Here is a 20,203-nt window from a genome sequence, read left to right as displayed (position 1 = left end):
CTCATTGGCGCCGCGTTTTGTTGTGCGGCATTGGTTCAAGGCTTGATGGTCGACCCTGAAAGTGTGGCCGTCGCGTCCAACCCCGCCTCGGCGGCGTTGCGGGCGACGGTGATTCGGTAATCGCCCGGCGCGATGCGCCAGCCGGGCAGGCTGGTGTCGTATTCGGCCAGGATGCGCGGCTCGGCCGTCAGCACGACGCGACGCGTCTCGCCGGGCGCCAGCGTCACCCGCGCAAAGGCGGCCAGCCGTCGGGGCTGATCGCCCGAGGCGACATACATCTGCGGAACCTCGGCTCCGGCGCGGTCGCCGGTGTTGGTCACATCGACGCTGACGCTCACGCCGTCGTCGTTGGAAACCGCCAGGTTGGAATAGGCGAAGCTTGTGTAGCTGAGGCCGTGTCCGAACGGGAACAGGGGGGTGCGGCGCTCGCGGGCGTACCAGCGATAACCGACGTCCGACCCTTCCGTATAATCGACCGCGAAGCCCTGGATTTCGCCGGCTTGGGGCGCTCCGGGATTGGCGGCGGCTGCGGCCTCGGCGGTCTTCAGCGCCTCCAGACCCGGTGCGGTCGGGCGCGGCGCCTGGTCTGCCGAGGCGGGGAAGGTGATCGGCAGGCGCCCCGACGGATTGACCTCGCCGAACAGGATGCGGGCGATGGCCTCGCCGCCGCGCTGGCCGGGATACCAGGCCTGGATCACGGTCGGGGTCTTCTCCAGCCAGGGCATCAGCACCGGCCCGCCGGTCTCCAGCACCACCACCGTCCGGGCGTTGGCGGCGGTCACGGCCGCGATCAAGCTGTCCTGATCGTCCGGCAGCGACAGGCTCTCTACGTCCTGGGCCTCGGTCGTCCACTGGGTGGCGAAGACCACGGCGATGTCCGCCGCTCGCGCCGCAGCCGCAGCGGCCGCAGGGTCTTTGCCGTCGACATAGGTCACGGTCGCGTCCGGCGCGACGGCGCGGATGGCGTTCAGCGGCGACGACGCATGCCAGGTGATCCGCGCGAACGAGGCCGCCGCCCCCGAGGTCAGCGGAATCTCGACCGGGGCGCCGCCCACCGACCGCACCTGGGACGACCCGCCGCCCGACAGGACGCCGACATCGGCATGGCCGCCGATCAGCACGATCCGCTTCGCCGTCTTGGCCAGCGGCAGGACCCCGCCCTCGTTCTTCAGCAGGACGATCCCGGCCTCGGCCGCGCGCTGGGCGACCTCGGCGTTCCGGGCGTAGTCGATCGGCTGTTCGGTCGTGACCACGGGCGCGTCCAGCACCCCGGTCGCGATCAGGCCGACCAACAGGCGGCGCACCATGTCGTCCAGTCGCGCCTCGGGGATTCGCCCGGCGTCCAGCGCCTCACGGAACGGCGCATCGAAATAGAGCGCCCGATCCAACTCCTGGCCCGAGGCCTGATCCAGACCCGCCAGGGCCGCCTTCTCGGTCGAATGGACTGCGCCCCAGTCCGACATGACCCAGCCGTCATAGCCCCAGTCGCGCTTCAGCACCTGGTTCAGCAGGAAGTCATTCTCGCAGGCCCAGTCGCCGTTGACCTTGTTATAGGCGCACATGACCGAGCCGGGATTTCCCCGTTCAATGGCGATCTGGAAGGCCAGCAGATCGCTTTCACGCAGGGCCGCCTCGTCCAGGCGCGCGTCCAGGATCATCCGCCCGGTCTCTTGCGCGTTGAAGGCGAAATGCTTGATCGTCGAGACGATCCGGTTCGACTGGACGCCGCGGATATGCTCCCCGGCCATGACGCCCGCCAGCAGCGGATCCTCGCCCAGATATTCGAAATTCCGCCCGTTCCACGGATCGCGCGTCAGGTTGACCCCGCCGGCCAGCAGGATGTTGAAGGTCTTGGCCCGCGCCTCGGACCCGATCATGGCCCCGCCCGCATAGGCGATCTCGGGATCAAAGGTAGCGGCGGTGGCCAGGCTGGAGGGCAGGGCGGTGGCGACGTCGCCCTTGCGCTGCTCGACCTGGTTGGCGACGCCCAGGCTGGCGTCGCTTTCACGCAGGTTCGGTATGCCCAGGCGCGGAATGCCGGGGATATGGCCGGCCGAGGGAATCATGTCGGCGAGCGGCGCGCCAGGCGTGCGGGCCGCCATCGGCGGGAAATAGCCGTGGATCAGCTGGAGCTTCTCGTCGCGCGTCATCTGCGCCAGCAGGGCGTCCGCACGCGCAGACACATTCGTCGGCGCAGCGACGGCCGCGCCTTCAGGCGTATGCGCGAGAACGGACAGCGGCGCCGCGCCCATGGCGAGCGCCATGGCGAGACGGCTGATCAACGACGGCGTACGAAACTTCAAAACATCCCCCAAGACCGAACTCCGCGACGGGCGCCGCCGTCAGAACAAGAGTTTGGGAGACGCGCACACAATCCATGATGGCGGCGGACAGCCGTCAGCATCGCCCGCTGCAGCAGGCTTTTCGATCATGTTTGCGGATGACGTCTGTGACGCCAGGTTCCACCGACCGCTATGGCCGACGATCTTCCGCTCCCTGTACGGAGGCTCTCCGGCCCCTCGCAGACTTAGGTAAGCATGGATTGAGAGCGTTCACAACACGAAATGGACATGATCGAACGCCGGTATCAGACTTGGCCGTTCACATGTCGTTTCAAGCACGTGAAAGCAATTTTCAGATCGAGCTCAAGATTTTCTGTAGATTATCAGTGGGATGCGTCAGATACCCTGTTTCCCAGGGCGGCGTCGTACTGTTCGCAGTCCCATTCGATGCGCTGCAGCAGGCGACCTGTTACCGATTTCGACACAAATCCCTTAAGGCGCGAATTGCCGGGGCTGGGGCGGTCGCAGACGTCAGAGAAGCCGGAGATGATTTCCATCCCCGGCCCCTCGTCACGCCTCATCCATGAGCTTCGCGTCCGTCGCCGGTGAAACCGACGCGCGAAGGCTGTCTCAGAGCACCCCGATCATTGAGGCCACCAGCGGGTGCCGCACGATGTCGCGTTCGGCTAGGCGCACCACGGCGATGTTGTCGATGGCCTCCAGTCGGGCCGAGATGTCCGACAGGCCGGAAATCCCGGGCAACAGGTCGGACTGCTGCGGATCCCCGGTGACCACCATGGTCGAATGCCAGCCCAGCCGGGTCAGCAGCATCTTCAGTTGGACGTAGGTGCAGTTCTGGGCCTCATCGACGACGATGAAAGCGTTGTTGAGGGTGCGGCCGCGCATATAGCCGATGGGGGCGATCTCGATCAGACCCTCCGCCATCAAGGCCTTGACCCGTTTCATCGACAGCCGATCGGACAGGGCGTCGTACAGCGGGCGCAGATAAGGGGCCAGCTTGTCCTCCATATCGCCGGGCAGGAAGCCGATCGACTCCCCGGCCTCGACGGCGGGGCGGCTCAGCACGATACGCCCGACCTTGCCGGCCTCCAGGGCCTCGACCGCCTTGGCCACGGCCAGATAGGTCTTGCCGGTGCCTGCCGGACCCAGGGCCATGACCAGATTGTGCGCGTCGATGGCCGCCATCAGTTCGATCTGGCCCTCCGACTTCGGCTTCAGCGTCTTCAGATAGCCCTGCTCGCGGTCGTCGTTGGACGGGTGGGGCGACCACCCCGACCGTTCATTGTGAGGGCCGTGGAGTCGGCGAACTTTCGACTCCTCGATGAACTCCCGCGAATCGAGAATACCGCTCTCACGGGACTGACGCTTCATTGCCGCACGCTTGGTCATGGACGCCTCCAGGGCATGAAAAAAGGCGGACCCATACGGGTTCCGCCTTGGCTGGTCTTGGGGAGGAAAAGGTCGCGGCCCGCGTCACGGCGACCGCCCGGATCGACAGCTGGGCCGTCCGCAACGGGGTAGACCCGCCGCCGAACAACCGAACCAGGATCCCAACGCGCCAAGCGAAAGCCCCGACAACTGACCGGATCGGGCTTGATCCGGCTTCGGATCCGGGGCCGAAATGGCGACCCACGAATCGCATCAACAGTTAGATGCTATCGTGGTTAGAAATCTGTTAAAGCCCTCGTTTTTAGAAGATTAGGCGGCGTTCTGATGACAATTTACGCCTTGGGCGACAGCAAACCGCAGTTTCCGCCTGAGGGCGAATACTGGGTGGCGCCGAGCGCATCGGTGATTGGGAATGTGATTCTGCATCCCAACGCCAGCGTCTGGTTCGGGGCCGTGCTGCGCGGCGACAACGAGCCGATCACAGTGGGTCCTGACAGCAACATCCAGGACGGCAGCGTCCTTCACACCGACATGGGCTCGCCCCTGACCCTGGGCCGCGGCGTCACCGTCGGCCACCAGGCCATGCTGCACGGCTGCGAGGTTGGCGACTACAGCCTGATCGGCATCGGGGCGGTGGTGCTGAACGGGGTCAAGATCGGCCGCAACTGCATCATCGGCGCGAACGCCCTGCTGACCGAGGGCAAGATCATCCCTGACAACAGTCTGGTGGTGGGTCAGCCGGGCAAGGTGGTGCGCGAACGCGATCCCGACCAGATCGCCGTGCTGCAGATGTCGGCCGAACACTATGTCCAGAACTGGAAACGGTTCGCGTCGGACCTGCGCCTCATTTCCTGACTTTCCAGATTTCCTAATTTCAAAGGCAAAGCGCCTGACTTTCAGGGGCTTGAGAAATAATTCGCCCTTCAACCTATCGGTCTCTGGATCCAGGCTAGGATTTGCGTGGGCCTTTCGCCCGGGTCTTTGACATCGTTGCGGATGAGCCATGACCGGCCGAGACGCGCCGCTCTGCGCTTTCTCATTCCCTGAAATTGCACGCCTTTGCACAGGGTGCAGTTTTTTGTTCTTAAAAAACAATCTCATGACTAAATTGCACGGGTCGCGAAGATTGTACGAAAATAGACGGTTTTTTTATCGAGTGGATTTCGTCCATTTCAGCGCCCGATCCATCGGCGCCGCGCCGACTAGAGGCGGGACCCCGCCAGAACCGCCCGCGCCGCCGCCGCATCGGCGTCGATCTGGGCCTTCAGCGCCTCCAGCCCGTCGAAGCTCTCCTCGCCCCGCAGCCAGGCGACCAGTTCCGTCTCGATGATCTGGCCGTAAAGGTCGCCGTCGAAGTCGAACAGCCAGACCTCCAGCAGCGGGACTTCCAGCGCATACATGGGCCGCACGCCCAGGCTGGCCACCCCGTCCACGACCCGGCCGTCGGCCAGCCGGCTGCGGGTCGCATAGACCCCATAGGCGGGCCGCATATAGTCGCCCAGCGCCACATTGGCGGTCGGCACGCCGATGGTGCGCCCGCGCTTGTCGCCGTGGATCACCTCGCCCTGGAGGGCGAAGGGCCGGCCCAGGATGGCGGCGGCCCGGTCCATGTCCCCGGCCTTCAGGGCCTCGCGCACCGCGCTGGACGACAGTTTCAGCCCGTCGGCGTCGTCCAGACGCTCGGCCACCGACACGGTGAAGCCGAGCTTCTCGCCATAGGTCCTTAGCGCGTCGGGCGAACCGGACCGCCCCTTGCCGAAGGTGAAGTCGAAACCGACGGCGGCGTGACGGACGCCCAGCCCGCCCGCCAGCACCTGTTCGGCAAAGTCGGCGTCGCTCATGCCGGCCATCTCTCCGTCGAACGGCAGCAGATACAGGATGTCCACGCCCAGCGGCTCCAGGGCGCGGGCCATCTGGTCCGCCGTCATCAGGCGGAACGGCGCCGCCTCTGGCTGGAACCAGCGGCGCGGATGGGGATCGAAGCTGACGACGCCCAAGGGCGAGCCCAGCCGCTCGGCGGCGGCCTTTGCGCCCGCGATGACCGCTTGGTGCCCCCGGTGCACGCCGTCGAAGGCGCCGACCGCGACCGCCGCGCCCTTCAGGGCGTCCGGCACGTCGCGCCAGTCGCGGACGATCTGCATCAGCGCTGGGACGGTTTGCGCCGGCGGGGCACGCGGACGACGGCCACCCCGTCCATGATCATGGTCTCGCCGACGAAGCCTTCGCAACTGAGCTTGACCCGTGCGCTCTCGGGCTCGACCTCGATCACGGTGATCAGGATGCGGACGACATCGTCGATCCGCACCGGTTGATGAAAGGCCAGGGTCTGGGAGATGTAGATCGACCCGGCGCCGGGCAGGATGGTGCCGACCACGGCCGATCCGAACGAGGCGCTCAGCAGGCCATGGGCGATCCGGCCGCGATAGGCGGTCTTGGACGCAAAGGCCTCGTCCAGGTGGACCGGGTTGAAATCGTCGGACGCCTCGGCGAACAGCCGGATGCGATCCTCCGTGGCGACGACGATTTTCTCCGCGGCCATGCCGACGTGAAGTTCGTCCAGGATGTAACCACCGGACGGATGCTGCTGTACCAATTCGACCATGGATCAGGCTTTAGCTGCGGTGCGACAAAATGGCGAGCCTTACCAGGCCAGTTCGAGCGCGGCGTATCGCGCATATGTTGTTTCAGCCTTCAGCAGTTCGCCGGCGCGGGCCGGATCCAGCGCCCCGTCCTCGCCCTTGGCTTGGTCGCCGTGGATGCCCTGGGCGATGAACAGGCAGTCCAAGGCCTGGGCGTTGGCCCCCATGACGTCGGTTACCACCCCGTCGCCGATGCACAGGACGCGCGACCGATCGACCGGCCGGCCCAGCAGGGCCTGCGCCTCCCGGATCGCCAGATCATAGATCGGCGCGTAGGGTTTGCCCGCCATGACCACGCGGCCGCCCAGCGACTCGTAAAGGTCCGCCAGCGACCCGCCGCAGTAGATCAGCCGGTCGCCGCGCTGAACCACCCGGTCGGGGTTGGCGCAGATCAGCTCCAGATCGCGCGCTGCGGCGACCGTCAGGCGGTCGCGATAGTCCTCGGGCGTCTCGGTCTCGTCGTCCACCAGTCCGGTGACCGAGACGAAGGCGGCGTCGGCGGCGTCGCTCGCCACGTCCAGGCCCAGCCCGGCGTACAGCGGCGCGTCGCGCTCCGGGCCCAGCAGCAGCGCCGGCCCGGGCGCCCGCTTGGCCAGTTCGGCGCGGGTGGCGTCCCCCGAGGTCACAAAGGCCTTCCACGCCTCGCGCGGCACGCCCAGTCCGTCCAGCTGGGCGATGACGTCGGAGGCCGGGCGCGGCGAGTTGGAGATCAGCACCACATGGCCGCCCTCCCGATTGAACCGCATCAGGGCCTCGCACGGCGCCGCCCAGCTCTCCCGCCCATTATGGATCACCCCCCACACGTCGCAGAGCAGAATGTCGTAATCGCCGGCGACGGCGCCGAGGTGGGGCAGGGCGTGGGGGAGGGTCATGACCATCCCATAGCCCTTCTCCCCTTGCGGGAGAAGGTGGCCCGAAGGGCCGGATGAGAGGTTGTTACAGCGTTCAAGGTCAGAGGGGGTAACCCCTCATCCGACCTCGCTGCGCTCGGCCACCTTCTCCCGCAAGGGGAGAAGGGAAGAGGTTCAGCTGAACCGGCGCCGCTGCTCGGCGCTGCGTAGGGTCGAGCGCAGGAAGTCGGCCGGCGGGTCGGTTTCGGCCAGGACCTTTTCCTTGATGGCGCGGGGTTCGCCGAACAGATGGCCCTGTCCCATGCCGACGTCCAGCTCCAGGATATCGACGATCTGGCGTTCCGACTCGACCTTTTCAGCGATCACCTCGACGCCGTAGCGGCGGGTCAGGGCGGCGAAGTCGGCGGCCTGGATGTCGGGCATGGAGCGCAGGGGGGCGCCGCCGTCCAAATCCAGAAGCTGCTCGATCAGCAGGTCGGCCGAGACCTTGATGAACTTGACGTCCGCTCGCTGCAGATCGGCGAAGTCCAGGTCCAGCGTCTGGACCTTGTCCAGCGAGAAGCGGAAGCCCAGGTCGGCCAGCTTGGCCATGTTGCGGGCTTCGATGGCGCCGCGAGCGTCGAAGTTCGCCTGGCCCAGCTCGAAGATCAGCGCCTGGTTCAGGTCGCGGTTCTCGCTCAGGAAGTCCAGGAAGCGCGGGAAGAAGGTGTCGTCCCCCAGCGAGGTCAGGGCCACATTGCAGAAGACCCCGACCTTGCGATCCTGCCGCGCCAGCCGCCGCACGATCTGGGCGCAGCGGAACAGCAGCAGGTTGTCGATGGCCGGCACCAGGCCTTCGCCTTCGGCCAGCGACAGATATTCCGCCGGCATCATCACCCGGTCCGTCGAATCCCGCAGGCGGGTGAAGCTCTCGTAGAAGATGGTCCGGCGCTGGGGCAGGGAGACGACCGGCTGGAGATAAAGATCCACCCGGCCCTCGCTCAGCGCCTCGTGGATGGTGCGCAGCAGGACGTTGGACTGGGCCAGACGGCGGCCCTCGAAGGTCTCGACGCCGATGTTCGGCGCGGTGGACAGGCGATGGTCGATGCTGTCGCTCATCTGCTGGACCAGTGTCTCCAGCATCCGCACCTCGCCCGTCAGGGCGTCGGTGTCCGACAAGGCGCCGCTTTCGATGGCGTGCGCCAGTTCGGTCAGGGCGCCCTGAGTCGACTCCATCGCATCGGCCAGCAACCGATGCGCCTCGCGCACCTGGTCGATCTCCTTCTTCAGGGCGCGACGGGCGACGACGCCCGTGACGATGCCGTGGAAGGCGCCCAGCAGACCCAGGGCTCCAAGCGCCCCCGCCACGCCGGCGCCTGCGCCAAGGCCGGCGCGCCACAGGAAGGCGCCCACGGTCATGCCGAGGAACAGATAGGCGAAATACAGAAAGCCCGTAGTCAGGTTACGCATCGGCTGGCGGTGGCCACTCCCGGATGGAATCGCCTGAGTATCAGGCTATCAATGGCGTTCGGCTAGAGCCGGGGTGCAAATAACCCGGCGGAACCCAAGGGAAACGCAATGGAACTGTTCGATCTCACCGGCAAGGTCGCCGTCATCACCGGCTCATCGCGCGGCATCGGCAAGGCGATCGCCGAGCGGCTGGCTGAACACGGGGCCCGGGTGGTGATCTCCTCACGCAAGGCTGGCCCCTGTGACGAGGTCGCCGCCGAGATCAACGCCAAGTACGGCGAAGGCCGGGCCATCGCGGCGCCCGCCAACATCGCCTCGAAGGAGGACTTGCAGCGGCTGGTGGACGAGACCAACGCCGCCTTCGGCCAGATCGACATCCTGGTCTGCAACGCCGCCACCAATCCCTACGCCGGGCCGATGGGCGGGATCGCCGATGATCAGTTTGAGAAGATCCTGCAGAATAACGTCATCTCGAACCATTGGCTGATCCAGATGGTCGCGCCGCAGATGGTGGAGCGCCGGGACGGGGCCATCCTGGTGATTTCGTCCATCGGCGGCCTGCGCGGCAACGCCCTGATCGGGGCCTATAACATCTCCAAGGCGGCCGACATGCAGCTGGTGCGGAACCTGGCGGTGGAGTGGGGGCCGTCGAACGTGCGGGTCAACTGTATCGCGCCCGGCCTCGTCCAGACCGATTTCGCCAAATATCTGTGGGAGAACCCCGAGCTGCTGAAGACGGTGACGGAGCCCGCCCCGCTGAAAAGGATCGGCCAGCCGGATGAAATCGCCGGCACGGCGGTCTATCTGTGCAGCCCCGCTTCGGCCTATGTGACGGGGCAGACCCTTGTGGTGGACGGTGGATTGACGATTGCCTGGTAAGCGGACCGACGTAAGACAAGATCTGATCTGGCGCCTGGAGGCCTTTGGCTTCCAGGCGTTGTTTGGTTTTCTGCGCCTCTTGGGCGTCGAGCGGGCTTCGGGCCTGGGCGGCTGGCTGTTGCGGACCCTGGGGCCGAAGACGGGCACGCAGAAGACGGTGATGCGCAATCTGCGGATCGCCTTCCCCGACATGCCGGAGGCCGAGCGCGAAGTCCTGGCGCTGGAACAGTGGGACCGGACGGGGCGGACCTTCGCCGAGCTGGCGGTCATGGACCGGCTGACGCCCGAGGGCGGGCGGGTCGAGGTGGTGGGGATGGAGCGGCTGCACGCCCTGCGGGACAGCGGCAAGGCGGCGGTGCTGATCTCGGGCCATCTGGCCAACTTCGAAGTGATGGCGGCGGTGATCATGGCCTCGGGCCTGCCCTGCCAAGTGACCTATCGGGCGGCGAACAATCCCTATGTCGACGCCCTGATCCGCCAGAGCCGCGAGCGTTACGGCATCCGCCTGTTCGCGCCGAAGGGCGACGGGACGCGTGAACTGATGGCCGGCATGAAGCGGGGCGATTCGATCGCCCTGCTGGTCGACCAGAAATATAATCAGGGGCCGGAGGTCGCGTTCTTCGATCAGCCGGTCAACGCCTCGCCGGGGGCGGCGCGGCTGGCGCTGAAGTTCGGGGCGGTGATCCAGCCGCTGTCGGTGGTGCGTCTGCCGGGGGTGCGGTTCCGGGTGACGGCCCATGAACCGATACGGGTCGTCGAGACCGGAGACCGGGACGCGGACATCCTAGCGGGCGTTCAGGCGGTGAACCGCTTCGTCGAGGACCGGGTTCGCGAGGTTCCGGAAGACTGGTTCTGGGTCCACAAGCGGTGGCCCGACAAGGTCTATGCAGCGTTGAAAGACGGATCGGCGTCTACGGCGCGGCGCAGCGGCCCGTCGTAGTTGGCGGCTTCCTTGCGGCGGCGGCAGGGGCCGCAATAGGTGTCGATCTTCACGAAGGGGCGGGGGTTGAGGATGACCGACTTGATCCGCTCGATGATGGATTTGGCGGTCAGGGGCTTGGCCAGGAATTCGGTCACGCCGGCGTCGCGGGCGGCGTGGATGCGGCTTTTTTCGGCGTGGCCGCTCATCATGATGATGGGCAGGTGCATGTTGACCCCGTCCGTTCCGGTGCGGACCCGACGGGTCAGTTCGACGCCGTCCAGCGGGAACATGTTGTAGTCGATCAGGGCCAGATCGATCGGCTTTGCGCTCAGGATGTCGAGCGCCGCAGCGCCGTCGGTCGCTTCGTGGACGGTGCGGACGCCGGCGGCGCGCAGGATGGTGGAGGCGATGGCCAGCATATGGTCGTGGTCGTCGACCACCAACACGTTCAGCGATCGCAGCACTGACATCGGAGCCCCCACCGAAAAGAGCGCTGAGATTACGGGGTTATCCTTAGTCTTGCAAGCGTTGCAGTTGTATCCGGGGCGGCTCAGGGCGCGTGGGCGCCGATCAGCAATGAGGGGTCCAGATTGCGGTTGCGCCACTTCAGGCGCCAGCACAGGTGCGGGCCGGTGGCGCGGCCGGTCATGCCGACACGACCCAGGGGATCGCCGCGTCGGACGGTCTGGCCTGAAGCCACGTCCTGCTGCGACTGGTGCAGATAGGCGCTGATCAGGCCCTGTCCATGGTCGATCAGGGTCAGGCCGCCCTCGAAATGCATGTCGGGGCGGACGAAGATGACGCGGCCGTCGGCGGGAGCGCGGATCGGGGTTCCGGCGGGGGCGGCGAGGTCGACGCCATAGTGGGGCCGGGCGGGCGTGCCGTTCAGGACGCGCTGCGCCCCCCATTCGCTGGAGATGCGGAAGGCCTCGAGCGGCCAAATGAAGCCGTCGCGGAAATCGTCTGCATCGGCGTCGCTGGCGAAGGCTTCGGTCTTGACGGCGACTTCTTGCTGGATGCGGGCCAACAGGGCGGGGTCGCTGGGTTCGACCGTGGCGGGCGGCAGGCCGTCGACGCGGGTGGAGGGGAAATCATGAGGGGCGATGTCGAGGACCCGGCGGGTCGTGCGATCGCCGGAGCGGACGGCGATCTCGACCCCGGCGGGGGCGTCGCGGTCGAAGCCGACGACGAAGAGGCCGTCGGCCGAGGCGTTGGACAGGGCCTCGCCGTCCACGAAGATCAGGGCGCCGGGTTCGGTGCGACCCAGGGCGTAGCCGCCCTGACGCCAGGCGCCGTTCAGAACCAGATCGAGTTCATCCCGCGCCGGAGCGGAGGCTCCCAGTCGATGCGGCGACGCTACGACTGCGCCGACGCCCAGCAGCAGGGCGCGGCGCCCGATCACCCCGCCTTCATCCCTTCGATAAACTCGGCCGGGCCGAGATAGGCTTCTTGCCGGGTCGGGCTCCAGTAGCGGAGGGTCTCCAGCGGGATGGGCTGTTCAGTGACGGCGCAGCGGACGAAGCGTCCGGGTTTCAGAACAGCGAATTCGCCGTCGCCGTAGTGAAGGGTCGCCTGTGCGGAAAGGGTCGTGTCCATGGTGCGCAGTTAACGATGATCGGTCGCTGAGGCCAAGGAGAGTTTCACGCCGTGGCCGGATTGGGCGCGGCCTGTTCGGCCTTGTGGTCGATCGCCGCCTGTTTGGCCTCGGGCGTGCCGGCCACTGGAGGACGGGGGCGTCCGCCCATCCGGTCGGTGAACAGGAAGACGAAGGGATTCAGCGAGATCGACAGCAGGGCGGCGGCCAGGATCAGGTCTCGTGGGTCTCGCGGCTCATGGCGCCCAGGCTGACGCCCAGGGCGGCCAGGATGAAGGAGAATTCGCCGATCTGGGCCAGGGCGGCGGCGACGGTCAGGCCGGTCGGCCGGTCCAGTTTGAAAGTATGTGTGATGACCAGGGCGGCGGCCGACTTGCCGATGATGATGATGCCCAGGACGCCGAGCACTGCCCAGGGCTGACGCACCAGGATCATCGGGTCGAACAACATGCCGACCGAGACGAAGAAGAGGACGGCGAAGGCGTCGCGTAGGGGCAGGGACCGTTCGGCGGCGTTGTGGCCCAAGGGCGAGGCGTTCATCACCAGCCCGGCCAGGAAGGCGCCCAGGGCGAACGAATGGAACAGATAATAGGCCAGCCAGGCGATGCCGAGGGCGATGGCCAGGACGCCCAGGGTGAAGAGTTCGCGCGACCGGGTGTGGGCGATGCGGACCAGCAGCCACGGCACCAGCTTGCCGCCGACGACCAGCATGCCGACGACGAACAGGACGACCTTCAGCAGGGTCCAGCCGACATTCAGGCCCAGGGCCGCCAGATCGGTCTGGGCGCCGGCGGGCAGGATGATCATGGGCAGCATGACCAGGGCGATGACGATGACCAGATCCTCGACGATCAGCCAGCCCACGGCGATACGGCCGATCTCGCCCTTGACCTGTTTGCGCTCTTCCAGGGCGCGCAGCAGGACGACGGTGGAGGCGACGGACAGGGCGAAGCCCATCAGCAGGGCCTCGACGTCGCCGAGCTGAAGAACGAAGCGGCCGAGGGCCCAGCCGAGGACCGTGGCGACGCTGATCTGGACCAGGGCGCCGGGGATGGCCACCTTGCGGACCTGCATCAGATCCTTGGGCGAGAAGTGCAGACCGACGCCGAACATCAGCAGGATGACGCCGATCTCGGCCAGTTGGGGCGCCAGTTCGGTGTCGGCGACGAAGCCGCCCGTATAGGGGCCGACGACGACGCCGGCGACCAGATAGCCGACCAGGGGCGACAGTTTCAGGCGATTGGCCAACATGCCGAACACGAAGGCGAGGACGAAGCCTCCGACCAGGGTGAGGATCAGGCTGTCGGCATGCGGCATTGAGGCTCCTGTCGCGAGCGAGGGGAAGATTTTCGGATAGGCTTCAGGTGGGGCGCTTCGCCCCGTCTGACAAGATGACGCAGTGTCGCGTCGGGCACGGGTTTTCGCCTTCGCCGTTTTTGCGGCGAAGTTCGGGGAGGGCGTGGGACGCCGGGTCTGCACCCGGGGTTTGAAGTTTTAAGTACCGTTTCGGCGCAGTCGTCGTCCCACGCGGTCGTTTTCCACACGCACTCCGGCTGGCGGCCCTCGTCTTCGAGCCTTGCCGGATCGGCGGGCCGCCTTGCGACGGCTTCGCCGGGGCGGACCTGCCGATTGAAAATCGACAGCGGTCCGCTTTCCGAAGCGTGCGGCGAGCAGGAGGCGGCATCCATCGCCGCCCCTAAGGACCCCGGCGGTCTCCTTCCCGCCGGCTTCATCGCTCGACCACAGCCCCGCCGCCGTCAGGGCGCTGGATCCGACGCCCTCCCCATCGGCGGGGATGAGAGGAGGTTACGCGCGTCGGATGCTATGGCGCGGAAGTCGGGGTGAGATTCTTTTAGGGCGTTGAAATCGTTGAGAGCTGGGCAGCGTCATTGTGCGCGCTGACCTAGGTGATTGAACATCATTTTCGTCATTCCGGGCGGAGGGCCGCTTGGCCCGGAGACCCGGAACCCAGCGGCGCGCGAGAGCGCGAACCTGTCGCGGACTCGCTGGTCCAGCATCGTGCGGCGGATAGATTTCGCCTTCGGCGCCGCTGGGTTCCGGGTCTCCGCTGCGCTTCGCCCGGAATGACGAAAGAGGGAAAGGGGGGGCGTCACCTTTCCGGGCGCGGGGGTGGATCATTGGGGTGGAGGCAGCGTCATTGTGCGCGGTGGCCCCTCTTATCTTTCGTCATTCCGGGCGGAGGGCCGCTTGGCCCGCAGACCCGGAACCCAGCGGCGCGCGCGAGCGCGAACCTGTCGCGGACTCGCTGGTCCAGCATCGTGCGTCGGATAGATTTCGCCTTCGGCGCCGCTGGGTTCCGGGTCTCCGCTGCGCTGCGCCCGGAATGACGAAAGAGGGAAGGGGGGGCGTCACCTTTCCGGGCGCGCGGGTGGATCATTGGGGTGAAGGCAGCGTCATTGTGCGCGCTGGCCCCTCTTATCTTTCGTCATTCCGGGCGGAGGGCCGCTTGGCCCGCAGACCCGGAACCCAGCGGCGCGCGAGAGCGCGAACCTGTCGCGGACTCGCTGGTCCAGCATCGTGCGTCGGATGGATTTCGCCTTCGGCGCCGCTGGGTTCCGGGTCTCCGCTGCGCTTAGCCCGGAATGACGAAAGAAGGGGGGCTGGCGTCATCTCTCCGCGCGTGAATGGGGAGGTGAGTGTGTGAAGGCAGCGTCATTTTGCGCGGTGCGGCGTCAAAGAGCCCCTCCGTCTCGCCGCTGCGCGTCGATCCACCTCCCCACTGCGTGGGGAGGAGACAGGCGCCGCCGCCGCGTCTCCTCCCCGCTTTGCGGGGAGGGGGACCGCCGCGCCTCTTGCGCGGTGGTGGAGGGGCTCTTAGCCGCGAATTCGCTTTCGAGCCTTGACTAGAACCAACCGCTGCGGCGCCAGCGGTCGTCGCCGCGGTAGCGGTCGTCGGGGATGTAGCGGCCGTCGCGGTCGTACCAGCCGTAGCCCTGCTGATAGCGGTCGTAGCCGTCCAGGGCATAGCCGTGGTCGTAGTATTGGCCGTCCTCGGCTTCCCACCAGTCGCGGGGATAGGGGGTGTACTGACATTCGTAGTCGCGGGCGCGATTGCCCCAGGACGGGGCGTAGCGGTCGCGGTAACGGCTTTCGAAGCGGGGGCGGCACAGGTCACGCGACCAGACGCGGTTGTCGTGGGCCTCGATATTGGCGCGGTCCTCGGCGTAGATGGCCTCGCGGACGCCGGCGAAACTGTTGCCGGTGACGACGGCCCGGCCCGAGGCGGCGGCGACGCCGACCTGGCTGACGCGGACGCGGTTCTGATCGAAGACGAGCTCGCCGTTATAGAGGACGGCGCCCTTGTCGCCCTTGCAGATCCGGCTGTTGGAGACCGAGACCGAGGCGCCCTCGACCGCCACGCCCTCGACATAACCGCAGATCTTGGCGTTGCTGATGGCGACCTGGCCGTAGTCGCGGGCGGATCGGACGATGACGCCGATGGCGCGGGGGCCGAAATTGTTCGGCTGTTCCGAGCCGATCAGGGTGACCGAGGTCAGGGTGGAGGGGGCGCCGGAGCCCGGCGTCAGATCGACGCCCGACTGGGCCCCGGTGATGGCCAGCTCGTACAGGGTGGCGGCGGCGCCGTCGGCGACGATGGCGGCCGAGACGGTGCGGGCGTCGATCAGGACGTCGCGCAGGTCCAGCAGGCCGCCGTCGGCGTAGATGGCGGCCTCGTCCCCGGCGTGGCGGAAGCCGACCCGGCTCATGACGATCTCGGCGTTGTAGCCGACCACGCAGGCGGCGTCGCCGGCGCGGGGTGAGGCGAAGACCAGGTCGCGAACCTCGACCCGGACGCCGGGCGCGACGGTCAGGCAGGGCAGGCCGTCCGGCGCCTGGAGGGTCGGGGTCGCCGCGTCCCAGCGGCGCGGATCGAAGCCGCTGTCGCCGATGATGGTCATCGGCTTGTCGATGTTGAGCCAGCCGACGCAGGCGCCGGCCCGGGCGCGGATGATCAATGTGCCGCCGGGGCGCACGCGCTGGACCGCGCTTTCGATCGCGCCCGAGCCGGGATTGCCGCCGCAGTCGACCAGGACGACTTCCTCCTGGTGCGGGGGACGGGGCAGGGGACGCCAGTCGGGGCCGCGATAACGGCCGTAGTCGTAGCGGCGATGGGCGCGCGGGCGGCTGCGGGTCGGCGGGTCCAGCAGGACGCCGAAGTTCGGCCGCGTCTGGGCCTCGACCTTGGCGGCGACCTGAGCCTGAACCGGGTCGGGCAGGGCGGTGACGGCGGAAAGGGCGAAGGCCGCGAGGAGCGAGACTTTCGCGAGCGAGCGGATGTTCATGCGACCAGACCCCCCTGTTAACGGCGCTGTTGTTGGGCGCGGGACACCTGGGACAGCAGGGCCTGCAAACGCGAGGCCGAGGGGCCGAAGCCCGACAGCGCGGATTCGATGCGGAAGGCGACGGCGTCGGCCTTGTCCTGATCCGCCACCCCGGCGACGCCGAGGGCGAAATAGGTGGACATGGCGAACTTGGCCTCGGGGCTGCCCTGGCGGGCCGCCTCGCTGAACCATTTGAACGACCGTGCGTAGTCGGCGGGCAGGCCGATCCCCTCGGCGTACATGACCGCCAGCACCAGCTGGGCCTCGGACGAGCCGTTGACGGCCGCCAGCTGAATGGCGCGGACCCGTTCGACCGGGGACAGCCGGCTTTCGGTCGCATGGCCGATCATGGCCTCGAAGGCCTCGATCTGTTGCCGGGACAGCTGTTCGGGGGCGGTGACTGTCTCCTGGGTCACGCCCAGATAACGCAGGGCGCGGCCGACATGGATGAAGGGCAGTTCGCCCTGAAGCCGCGACAGGGCGTATTCATAGGCGTCGCCGCGCGGGCGGCTTTCGTCCGAGAAGGGCACGCCCGAAGCCGGCGCCTCCAGCGGGTAGAATTCGAACGGGGGCGTCCACTGGCGGGCCTTGGCCTCGACGAAGCCGGCGTACTGGGCGCGGCCGGGCGAGGAGCGTTCGAAGTCCTTCATCAGCACATAGGCGCCGACGTCGCCGGTCTGGACCGCCAGATAGTTGTAGAGATAGGCGTCGACGTCGTTGCGCTGGAACAGGTTGACCGCCGCCCAGTAGCCGCCGCGCGAGCGGGGCTGGGCCAGGCCTTTACCGTCGGGCTTGCGGCCCAGGGCCTCGCGGGCCTCGCGATTGTCCGCAGGCTCGCCGAACGGGCCGTAGAGGCCGTCGTGCAGACGGGCCAGGGTGCGATAGCCTTCGGCGTCCTGGGTCGACAGAATGTAGATGACGCGGTCGCGCACCGCCTCCTGCTCTTCGCGGCTCATCCGCGACAGCTGGCGGTCCAGCACCTGATAGGCGCGGTGGCGTTCGAAGGCGCGGCAGTCGTCGTATTTCGACAGGGGGCGCAGGCCGCCGCCGAACACGCCGCCCTTGCGGTCCACCCCGTTGATCGGGGCGTAGCCCTCGTCATTGGCCAGGGCCATGGCGTACCAGACCGAGCTTTCGATCGGATCTTCGATATTCTTGTCGGTGGCGCGGACGGCGGCGTAGCGCGAACCCAGCTCGAGCTGGGCGAAGACGTCGCCGCGGAAGGCGGCGCGGCGCAGGTGGCGCAGACCGGCCTCCTGGGCGTTGAACTCGGACCCCGTGATCGAGGCGGGGCGGGGGCAGGACAGGGCGGCGTCGTTCTGGCCGCCGCGCCGCCAGAAGGCGGGGGCGCCGTCGCCGCAGCTGGCCAGCAGCAGGACGGCGATCAGCAGGACCAGAACCGCCACGGCTCCGCCGGCCAGGGGCATGCGATGCCGCTGGAGCCGGGACGGACCGCGATCCGCGTTGTCGTACTCCCCCATACTGTCCTGTCGCTCCCCAAAGCCCCGTGTTCGACGCGACGCAGGGCGGCGCGCAGGCGCCGACAGGTCAGACCGTCAAACATGGTTAACGATGTTTTGCGACAAAGCGGCGCCACAGCAAGCGACATTTTTCGGGTGTTCGAACCTTGTTGTGCGATTTCCGATATTTAAGAAATTGAGCTTTCTGCGCGGAGGCTCGCTTCCGGGGGCGCCGCCGCCTATATCGGCTGCGAATCGAAGGAGCCGCCCATGTCCTATGTCGCCCGCGACGACCGCCCCGCCGACAAGGCGGACCGTTACGCCGAGGTCGAGGCCGAGATTCTGGCCGTGCTGGATGGGGAGCCGAATCTGACGGCGCGGATGGCGACCGTGGCCTCGATGCTGGCCGACGCCTTCGACCATTATTTCTGGACGGGCTTCTATGTCGTGGCGCCGGACAAGACGCCGGATGGGGCCGACGAACTGGTGGTCGGGCCGTATCAGGGCACGCTGGGATGCCTGCGGATCGCCTTCGGGCGCGGCGTGTGCGGGACGGCGGCGGCGACGCGCCAGACCCAGCTGGTCGAGGACGTCCACGCCTTCCCCGGCCATATCGCCTGCGACAGCCGCTCGGCCAGCGAGATCGTCGTGCCGGTGCTGGACGCCTCGGGCGAATTGATCGCCGTGTTCGACGTGGATGCGACGACGCCGGCGGCCTTCGACGCGGTGGACCAGGCGGGGCTGGAGCGGCTGATGGCCAAGGTCTTCGCCGCCGGTTGAGCGGAAACACAGGGGGAGGGGATGGAGGACGAGATGACGCAACGGGTGATGGTGATTACCGGCGGGCACGGGGTGCTGGGCCGGGCCGTGCTGGAGGCTGCGCGGGCGGCGGGTCTGGCGGTGGCGGTCATCGACCACGCCGAGGGTCATCCGGTTCCGGCCGGGGTGCTGGAGATCGGCGGGGTCGACCTGACCGACCCGGCCCAGGCCGAGGGGGCCGTGGCCTCTGTCATCAGCCGGTTCGGGCGGCTGGATGTGCTGGCCAATATCGCCGGCGGGTTCGTGTGGCAGACGACTGAGGATGCGGCGCCGGCCTGGGAGCGGATGCAGGCGCTGAACCTGACCACCGCCCTGAACGCCAGCCGCGCGGCCCTGCCCTATCTGAAGGCTGCGAGCGACGGGCGGATCGTCAATGTCGGCTCGGCCGCTGCGCTGAAGCCCGGCGCAGGCATGGGGGCCTATGGGGCGGCCAAGCTGGGCGTCCACGCCCTGACCCAGGCCCTGGCGGAGGAGCTGAAGACGACGGCGGTGACGGTCAACGCCGTCCTGCCCTCGATCATCGACACCCCGGCCAACCGCAAGGACATGCCGGACGCCGATCCGGCGACCTGGGTCGCGCCGGCCGATCTTGCGGCGGTGATCCTGTTCCTGGCCTTGCCCGAGAGCCGGGCCATGACCGGCGCCCTGGTGCCGGTGACCGGGCGGGTCTGATGCGGGGCGATCTGGTCCGCAGCGTCCTGTATCTGCCGGCGTCGAATGCACGGGCGGTGGAGAAGGCGCGGACCCTGGACTGCGACGTGGCCATTCTGGACCTCGAGGACGCGGTGGCGCCCGAGGCCAAGGTCGAGGCGCGGGCGGCGGCGGTGGCGGCGGTTCGGGCCGGAGGATTTGGGCCGAGGCTGGGGGTGCGGATCAACGGTCTGGACAGCGAGTGGGGCGAGGATGACCTGGACGCCTTGGCGGAGGCGGGCGCCGGCCTGATCGTCGCGCCCAAGGTGGAGACGGTGGAGACGGTCCACGCGATCTCGGCCCGCGCGCCGGGGGCCGCCCTGTGGGCCATGATCGAGACGCCGCGTGGGCTGATCGCCCTGAACGACATTGCGGGCGCGGGCGGGCGGCTGGACGGGCTGATGCTGGGGGTCAACGACCTGGCCAAGGCGCTGGGGACGGGCGCAGCGCCGGATAGAGAGCCGTTCAAGCCGTGGCTGGCGGCCCTGGTGGTCGCGGCGCGGGCGCACGGGCTGGTGGCGATCGACGGGGTTTTCAACCGGATCGAGGATGCGGACGGACTGGCGGCCGAGGCGGCGCAGGGGCGGCTGTACGGGTTCGACGGCAAGAGCCTGATCCATCCGTCGCAGATCGCGCTCGCCAACGCCGCCTTCTCGCCGTCCGAGGCGGAGGTCGAGGCGGCCCGCGCCGTGGTGGCGGCCTTCGCCGCGCCGGAGGCCGAGGGCCGGGGCGCGATCCGGGTGGGGGGCGCCATGGTCGAGCGTCTGCACCTGGTCCAGGCCGAGGCCGTGCTGGCGCGCCACAAAGCCGCGAGCCGATGACGGCGCCGACCGTCCACAGATGCTGATCCGATTAAGTATCTTGC

General features: G+C 67.8%; 19 protein-coding genes and 1 pseudogene. 6 read left to right on the top strand and 14 right to left on the bottom strand.

Annotated elements, in window-relative coordinates; genetic code table 11:
• Positions 1–35: 35 nt before the first annotated feature.
• From PKE72_RS04950 to PKE72_RS04940, 3 genes are all read right to left on the bottom strand, one after another.
• Positions 36–2,264: a beta-glucosidase family protein gene (locus tag PKE72_RS04950; protein ID WP_271164677.1), complete on the bottom strand. Its 2,229-nt coding sequence runs from the start codon at positions 2,262–2,264 to the stop codon at positions 36–38.
• 401 nt (positions 2,265–2,665) lie between these two features.
• Positions 2,666–2,839 (bottom strand): hypothetical protein, encoded by a 174-nt coding sequence (locus PKE72_RS04945; RefSeq protein ID WP_271164272.1) that lies wholly within the window; start codon positions 2,837–2,839, stop codon positions 2,666–2,668.
• Positions 2,840–2,912: 73 nt separating this feature from the next.
• Complete coding sequence (locus tag PKE72_RS04940) at positions 2,913–3,704, bottom strand: PhoH family protein (RefSeq protein WP_271164676.1); 792 nt, start codon at positions 3,702–3,704, stop codon at positions 2,913–2,915.
• 312 nt (positions 3,705–4,016) lie between these two features.
• On the opposite strand from PKE72_RS04940, the gene PKE72_RS04935 reads away from it, so the two are divergent.
• A complete protein-coding gene (locus PKE72_RS04935) occupies positions 4,017–4,547 on the top strand; it encodes a gamma carbonic anhydrase family protein (protein ID WP_271164271.1) in 531 nt (176 codons plus the stop codon).
• Positions 4,548–4,894: 347 nt separating this feature from the next.
• Here the strand turns inward: PKE72_RS04935 and PKE72_RS04930 are convergent, their stop codons facing one another.
• The 5 genes and pseudogenes from PKE72_RS04930 to tipF form a co-directional block, all read right to left on the bottom strand.
• A complete protein-coding gene (locus PKE72_RS04930; RefSeq protein ID WP_271164270.1) occupies positions 4,895–5,833 on the bottom strand; it encodes a bifunctional riboflavin kinase/FAD synthetase in 939 nt (312 codons plus the stop codon).
• The gene (locus PKE72_RS04925) at positions 5,833–6,294 is read right to left on the bottom strand and encodes a MaoC family dehydratase (protein WP_017506733.1); all 462 of its coding nucleotides are present in this window, start codon (positions 6,292–6,294) and stop codon (positions 5,833–5,835) included. The genes PKE72_RS04930 and PKE72_RS04925 overlap by 1 nt, the downstream gene beginning before the upstream one ends.
• Positions 6,295–6,333: 39 nt before the next feature.
• Positions 6,334–7,203 (bottom strand): TIGR01459 family HAD-type hydrolase, encoded by an 870-nt coding sequence (locus tag PKE72_RS04920; protein ID WP_271164269.1) that lies wholly within the window; start codon positions 7,201–7,203, stop codon positions 6,334–6,336.
• Positions 7,181–7,258 (bottom strand): annotated as a pseudogene (locus PKE72_RS17505) (hypothetical protein); the annotation flags it as partial. The pseudogene PKE72_RS17505 and the gene PKE72_RS04920, both read right to left, overlap by 23 nt.
• A gap of 98 nt (positions 7,259–7,356) precedes the next feature.
• Positions 7,357–8,631, bottom strand: coding sequence for a flagella assembly cyclic-di-GMP phosphodiesterase TipF (gene tipF / locus PKE72_RS04915; RefSeq protein WP_271164268.1), 1,275 nt, complete (start codon positions 8,629–8,631; stop codon positions 7,357–7,359).
• A gap of 108 nt (positions 8,632–8,739) precedes the next feature.
• Between tipF and PKE72_RS04910 the strand changes: the two genes are divergently transcribed.
• Both PKE72_RS04910 and PKE72_RS04905 read left to right on the top strand, forming a co-directional pair.
• Positions 8,740–9,510, top strand: a complete 771-nt coding sequence (locus PKE72_RS04910; protein WP_271164267.1) for an SDR family NAD(P)-dependent oxidoreductase — start codon at positions 8,740–8,742, stop codon at positions 9,508–9,510.
• Positions 9,500–10,450 (top strand): lysophospholipid acyltransferase family protein, encoded by a 951-nt coding sequence (locus PKE72_RS04905; RefSeq protein WP_271164266.1) that lies wholly within the window; start codon positions 9,500–9,502, stop codon positions 10,448–10,450. Before PKE72_RS04910 ends, PKE72_RS04905 begins: the two co-directional genes overlap by 11 nt.
• Here the strand turns inward: PKE72_RS04905 and PKE72_RS04900 are convergent.
• The 6 genes from PKE72_RS04900 to PKE72_RS04875 all read right to left on the bottom strand — a co-directional run bounded on the left by PKE72_RS04900 (position 10,393) and on the right by PKE72_RS04875 (position 17,850).
• Positions 10,393–10,902, bottom strand: a complete 510-nt coding sequence (locus PKE72_RS04900; protein WP_271164265.1) for a response regulator — start codon at positions 10,900–10,902, stop codon at positions 10,393–10,395. The genes PKE72_RS04905 and PKE72_RS04900 overlap by 58 nt on opposite strands.
• 80 nt (positions 10,903–10,982) lie before the next feature.
• On the bottom strand, positions 10,983–11,834 hold the full coding sequence (locus tag PKE72_RS04895; RefSeq protein WP_271164264.1) for a M23 family metallopeptidase: 852 nt from the start codon (positions 11,832–11,834) through the stop codon (positions 10,983–10,985).
• Complete coding sequence (locus tag PKE72_RS04890; RefSeq protein ID WP_271164263.1) at positions 11,831–12,028, bottom strand: DUF2093 domain-containing protein; 198 nt, start codon at positions 12,026–12,028, stop codon at positions 11,831–11,833. The genes PKE72_RS04895 and PKE72_RS04890 overlap by 4 nt, the downstream gene beginning before the upstream one ends.
• Positions 12,029–12,239: 211 nt before the next feature.
• Positions 12,240–13,343 carry a cation:proton antiporter domain-containing protein gene (locus tag PKE72_RS04885; protein WP_271164262.1) on the bottom strand — a complete coding sequence of 368 codons (1,104 nt, stop codon included), beginning with the start codon at positions 13,341–13,343 and terminating at the stop codon, positions 12,240–12,242.
• 1,547 nt (positions 13,344–14,890) lie between these two features.
• The gene (locus PKE72_RS04880) at positions 14,891–16,330 is read right to left on the bottom strand and encodes a right-handed parallel beta-helix repeat-containing protein (protein ID WP_271164261.1); all 1,440 of its coding nucleotides are present in this window, start codon (positions 16,328–16,330) and stop codon (positions 14,891–14,893) included.
• 17 nt (positions 16,331–16,347) lie between these two features.
• Positions 16,348–17,850: a tetratricopeptide repeat protein gene (locus PKE72_RS04875; protein ID WP_271164260.1), complete on the bottom strand. Its 1,503-nt coding sequence runs from the start codon at positions 17,848–17,850 to the stop codon at positions 16,348–16,350.
• A gap of 249 nt (positions 17,851–18,099) precedes the next feature.
• Here PKE72_RS04875 and msrC point away from each other — a divergent pair, with 249 nt between their 5' ends.
• The 3 genes from msrC to PKE72_RS04860 are packed head-to-tail and all read left to right on the top strand — an operon-like array spanning position 18,100 to position 20,159.
• The gene (gene msrC / locus PKE72_RS04870; RefSeq protein ID WP_271164259.1) at positions 18,100–18,609 is read left to right on the top strand and encodes a free L-methionine (R)-S-oxide reductase MsrC; all 510 of its coding nucleotides are present in this window, start codon (positions 18,100–18,102) and stop codon (positions 18,607–18,609) included.
• 33 nt (positions 18,610–18,642) lie between these two features.
• Positions 18,643–19,320 (top strand): SDR family NAD(P)-dependent oxidoreductase, encoded by a 678-nt coding sequence (locus PKE72_RS04865; protein WP_271164258.1) that lies wholly within the window; start codon positions 18,643–18,645, stop codon positions 19,318–19,320.
• Complete coding sequence (locus tag PKE72_RS04860; RefSeq protein ID WP_271164257.1) at positions 19,320–20,159, top strand: HpcH/HpaI aldolase/citrate lyase family protein; 840 nt, start codon at positions 19,320–19,322, stop codon at positions 20,157–20,159. The genes PKE72_RS04865 and PKE72_RS04860 overlap by 1 nt, the downstream gene beginning before the upstream one ends.
• The last annotated feature ends 44 nt before the right edge of the window (positions 20,160–20,203 follow it).

Source organism: Brevundimonas intermedia (assembly GCF_027922165.1).
Taxonomy (GTDB): Bacteria; Pseudomonadota; Alphaproteobacteria; order Caulobacterales; family Caulobacteraceae; genus Brevundimonas; species Brevundimonas intermedia.
Note: the sequence above shows the minus strand (reverse complement) of the source record. Positions and strands in the feature narration are given on the sequence as shown.

What these genes read in the sequence shown, in the direction of transcription:
- PKE72_RS04950 (WP_271164677.1), bottom strand. Translation starts at nt 2,264, where the DNA reads ATGGCGCTCGCCATGGGCGCGGCGCCGCTGTCCGTTCTCGCGCATACG.
- PKE72_RS04945 (WP_271164272.1), bottom strand. Translation starts at nt 2,839, where the DNA reads ATGGAAATCATCTCCGGCTTCTCTGACGTCTGCGACCGCCCCAGCCCC.
- PKE72_RS04935 (WP_271164271.1), top strand. Translation starts at nt 4,017, where the DNA reads ATGACAATTTACGCCTTGGGCGACAGCAAACCGCAGTTTCCGCCTGAG.
- PKE72_RS04930 (WP_271164270.1), bottom strand. Translation starts at nt 5,833, where the DNA reads ATGCAGATCGTCCGCGACTGGCGCGACGTGCCGGACGCCCTGAAGGGC.
- PKE72_RS04925 (WP_017506733.1), bottom strand. Translation starts at nt 6,294, where the DNA reads ATGGTCGAATTGGTACAGCAGCATCCGTCCGGTGGTTACATCCTGGAC.
- PKE72_RS04920 (WP_271164269.1), bottom strand. Translation starts at nt 7,203, where the DNA reads ATGACCCTCCCCCACGCCCTGCCCCACCTCGGCGCCGTCGCCGGCGAT.
- tipF (WP_271164268.1), bottom strand. Translation starts at nt 8,631, where the DNA reads ATGCGTAACCTGACTACGGGCTTTCTGTATTTCGCCTATCTGTTCCTC.
- PKE72_RS04910 (WP_271164267.1), top strand. Translation starts at nt 8,740, where the DNA reads ATGGAACTGTTCGATCTCACCGGCAAGGTCGCCGTCATCACCGGCTCA.
- PKE72_RS04900 (WP_271164265.1), bottom strand. Translation starts at nt 10,902, where the DNA reads ATGTCAGTGCTGCGATCGCTGAACGTGTTGGTGGTCGACGACCACGAC.
- PKE72_RS04890 (WP_271164263.1), bottom strand. Translation starts at nt 12,028, where the DNA reads ATGGACACGACCCTTTCCGCACAGGCGACCCTTCACTACGGCGACGGC.
- PKE72_RS04885 (WP_271164262.1), bottom strand. Translation starts at nt 13,343, where the DNA reads ATGCCGCATGCCGACAGCCTGATCCTCACCCTGGTCGGAGGCTTCGTC.
- PKE72_RS04880 (WP_271164261.1), bottom strand. Translation starts at nt 16,330, where the DNA reads ATGAACATCCGCTCGCTCGCGAAAGTCTCGCTCCTCGCGGCCTTCGCC.
- PKE72_RS04875 (WP_271164260.1), bottom strand. Translation starts at nt 17,850, where the DNA reads ATGGGGGAGTACGACAACGCGGATCGCGGTCCGTCCCGGCTCCAGCGG.
- msrC (WP_271164259.1), top strand. Translation starts at nt 18,100, where the DNA reads ATGTCCTATGTCGCCCGCGACGACCGCCCCGCCGACAAGGCGGACCGT.
- PKE72_RS04865 (WP_271164258.1), top strand. Translation starts at nt 18,643, where the DNA reads ATGACGCAACGGGTGATGGTGATTACCGGCGGGCACGGGGTGCTGGGC.
- PKE72_RS04860 (WP_271164257.1), top strand. Translation starts at nt 19,320, where the DNA reads ATGCGGGGCGATCTGGTCCGCAGCGTCCTGTATCTGCCGGCGTCGAAT.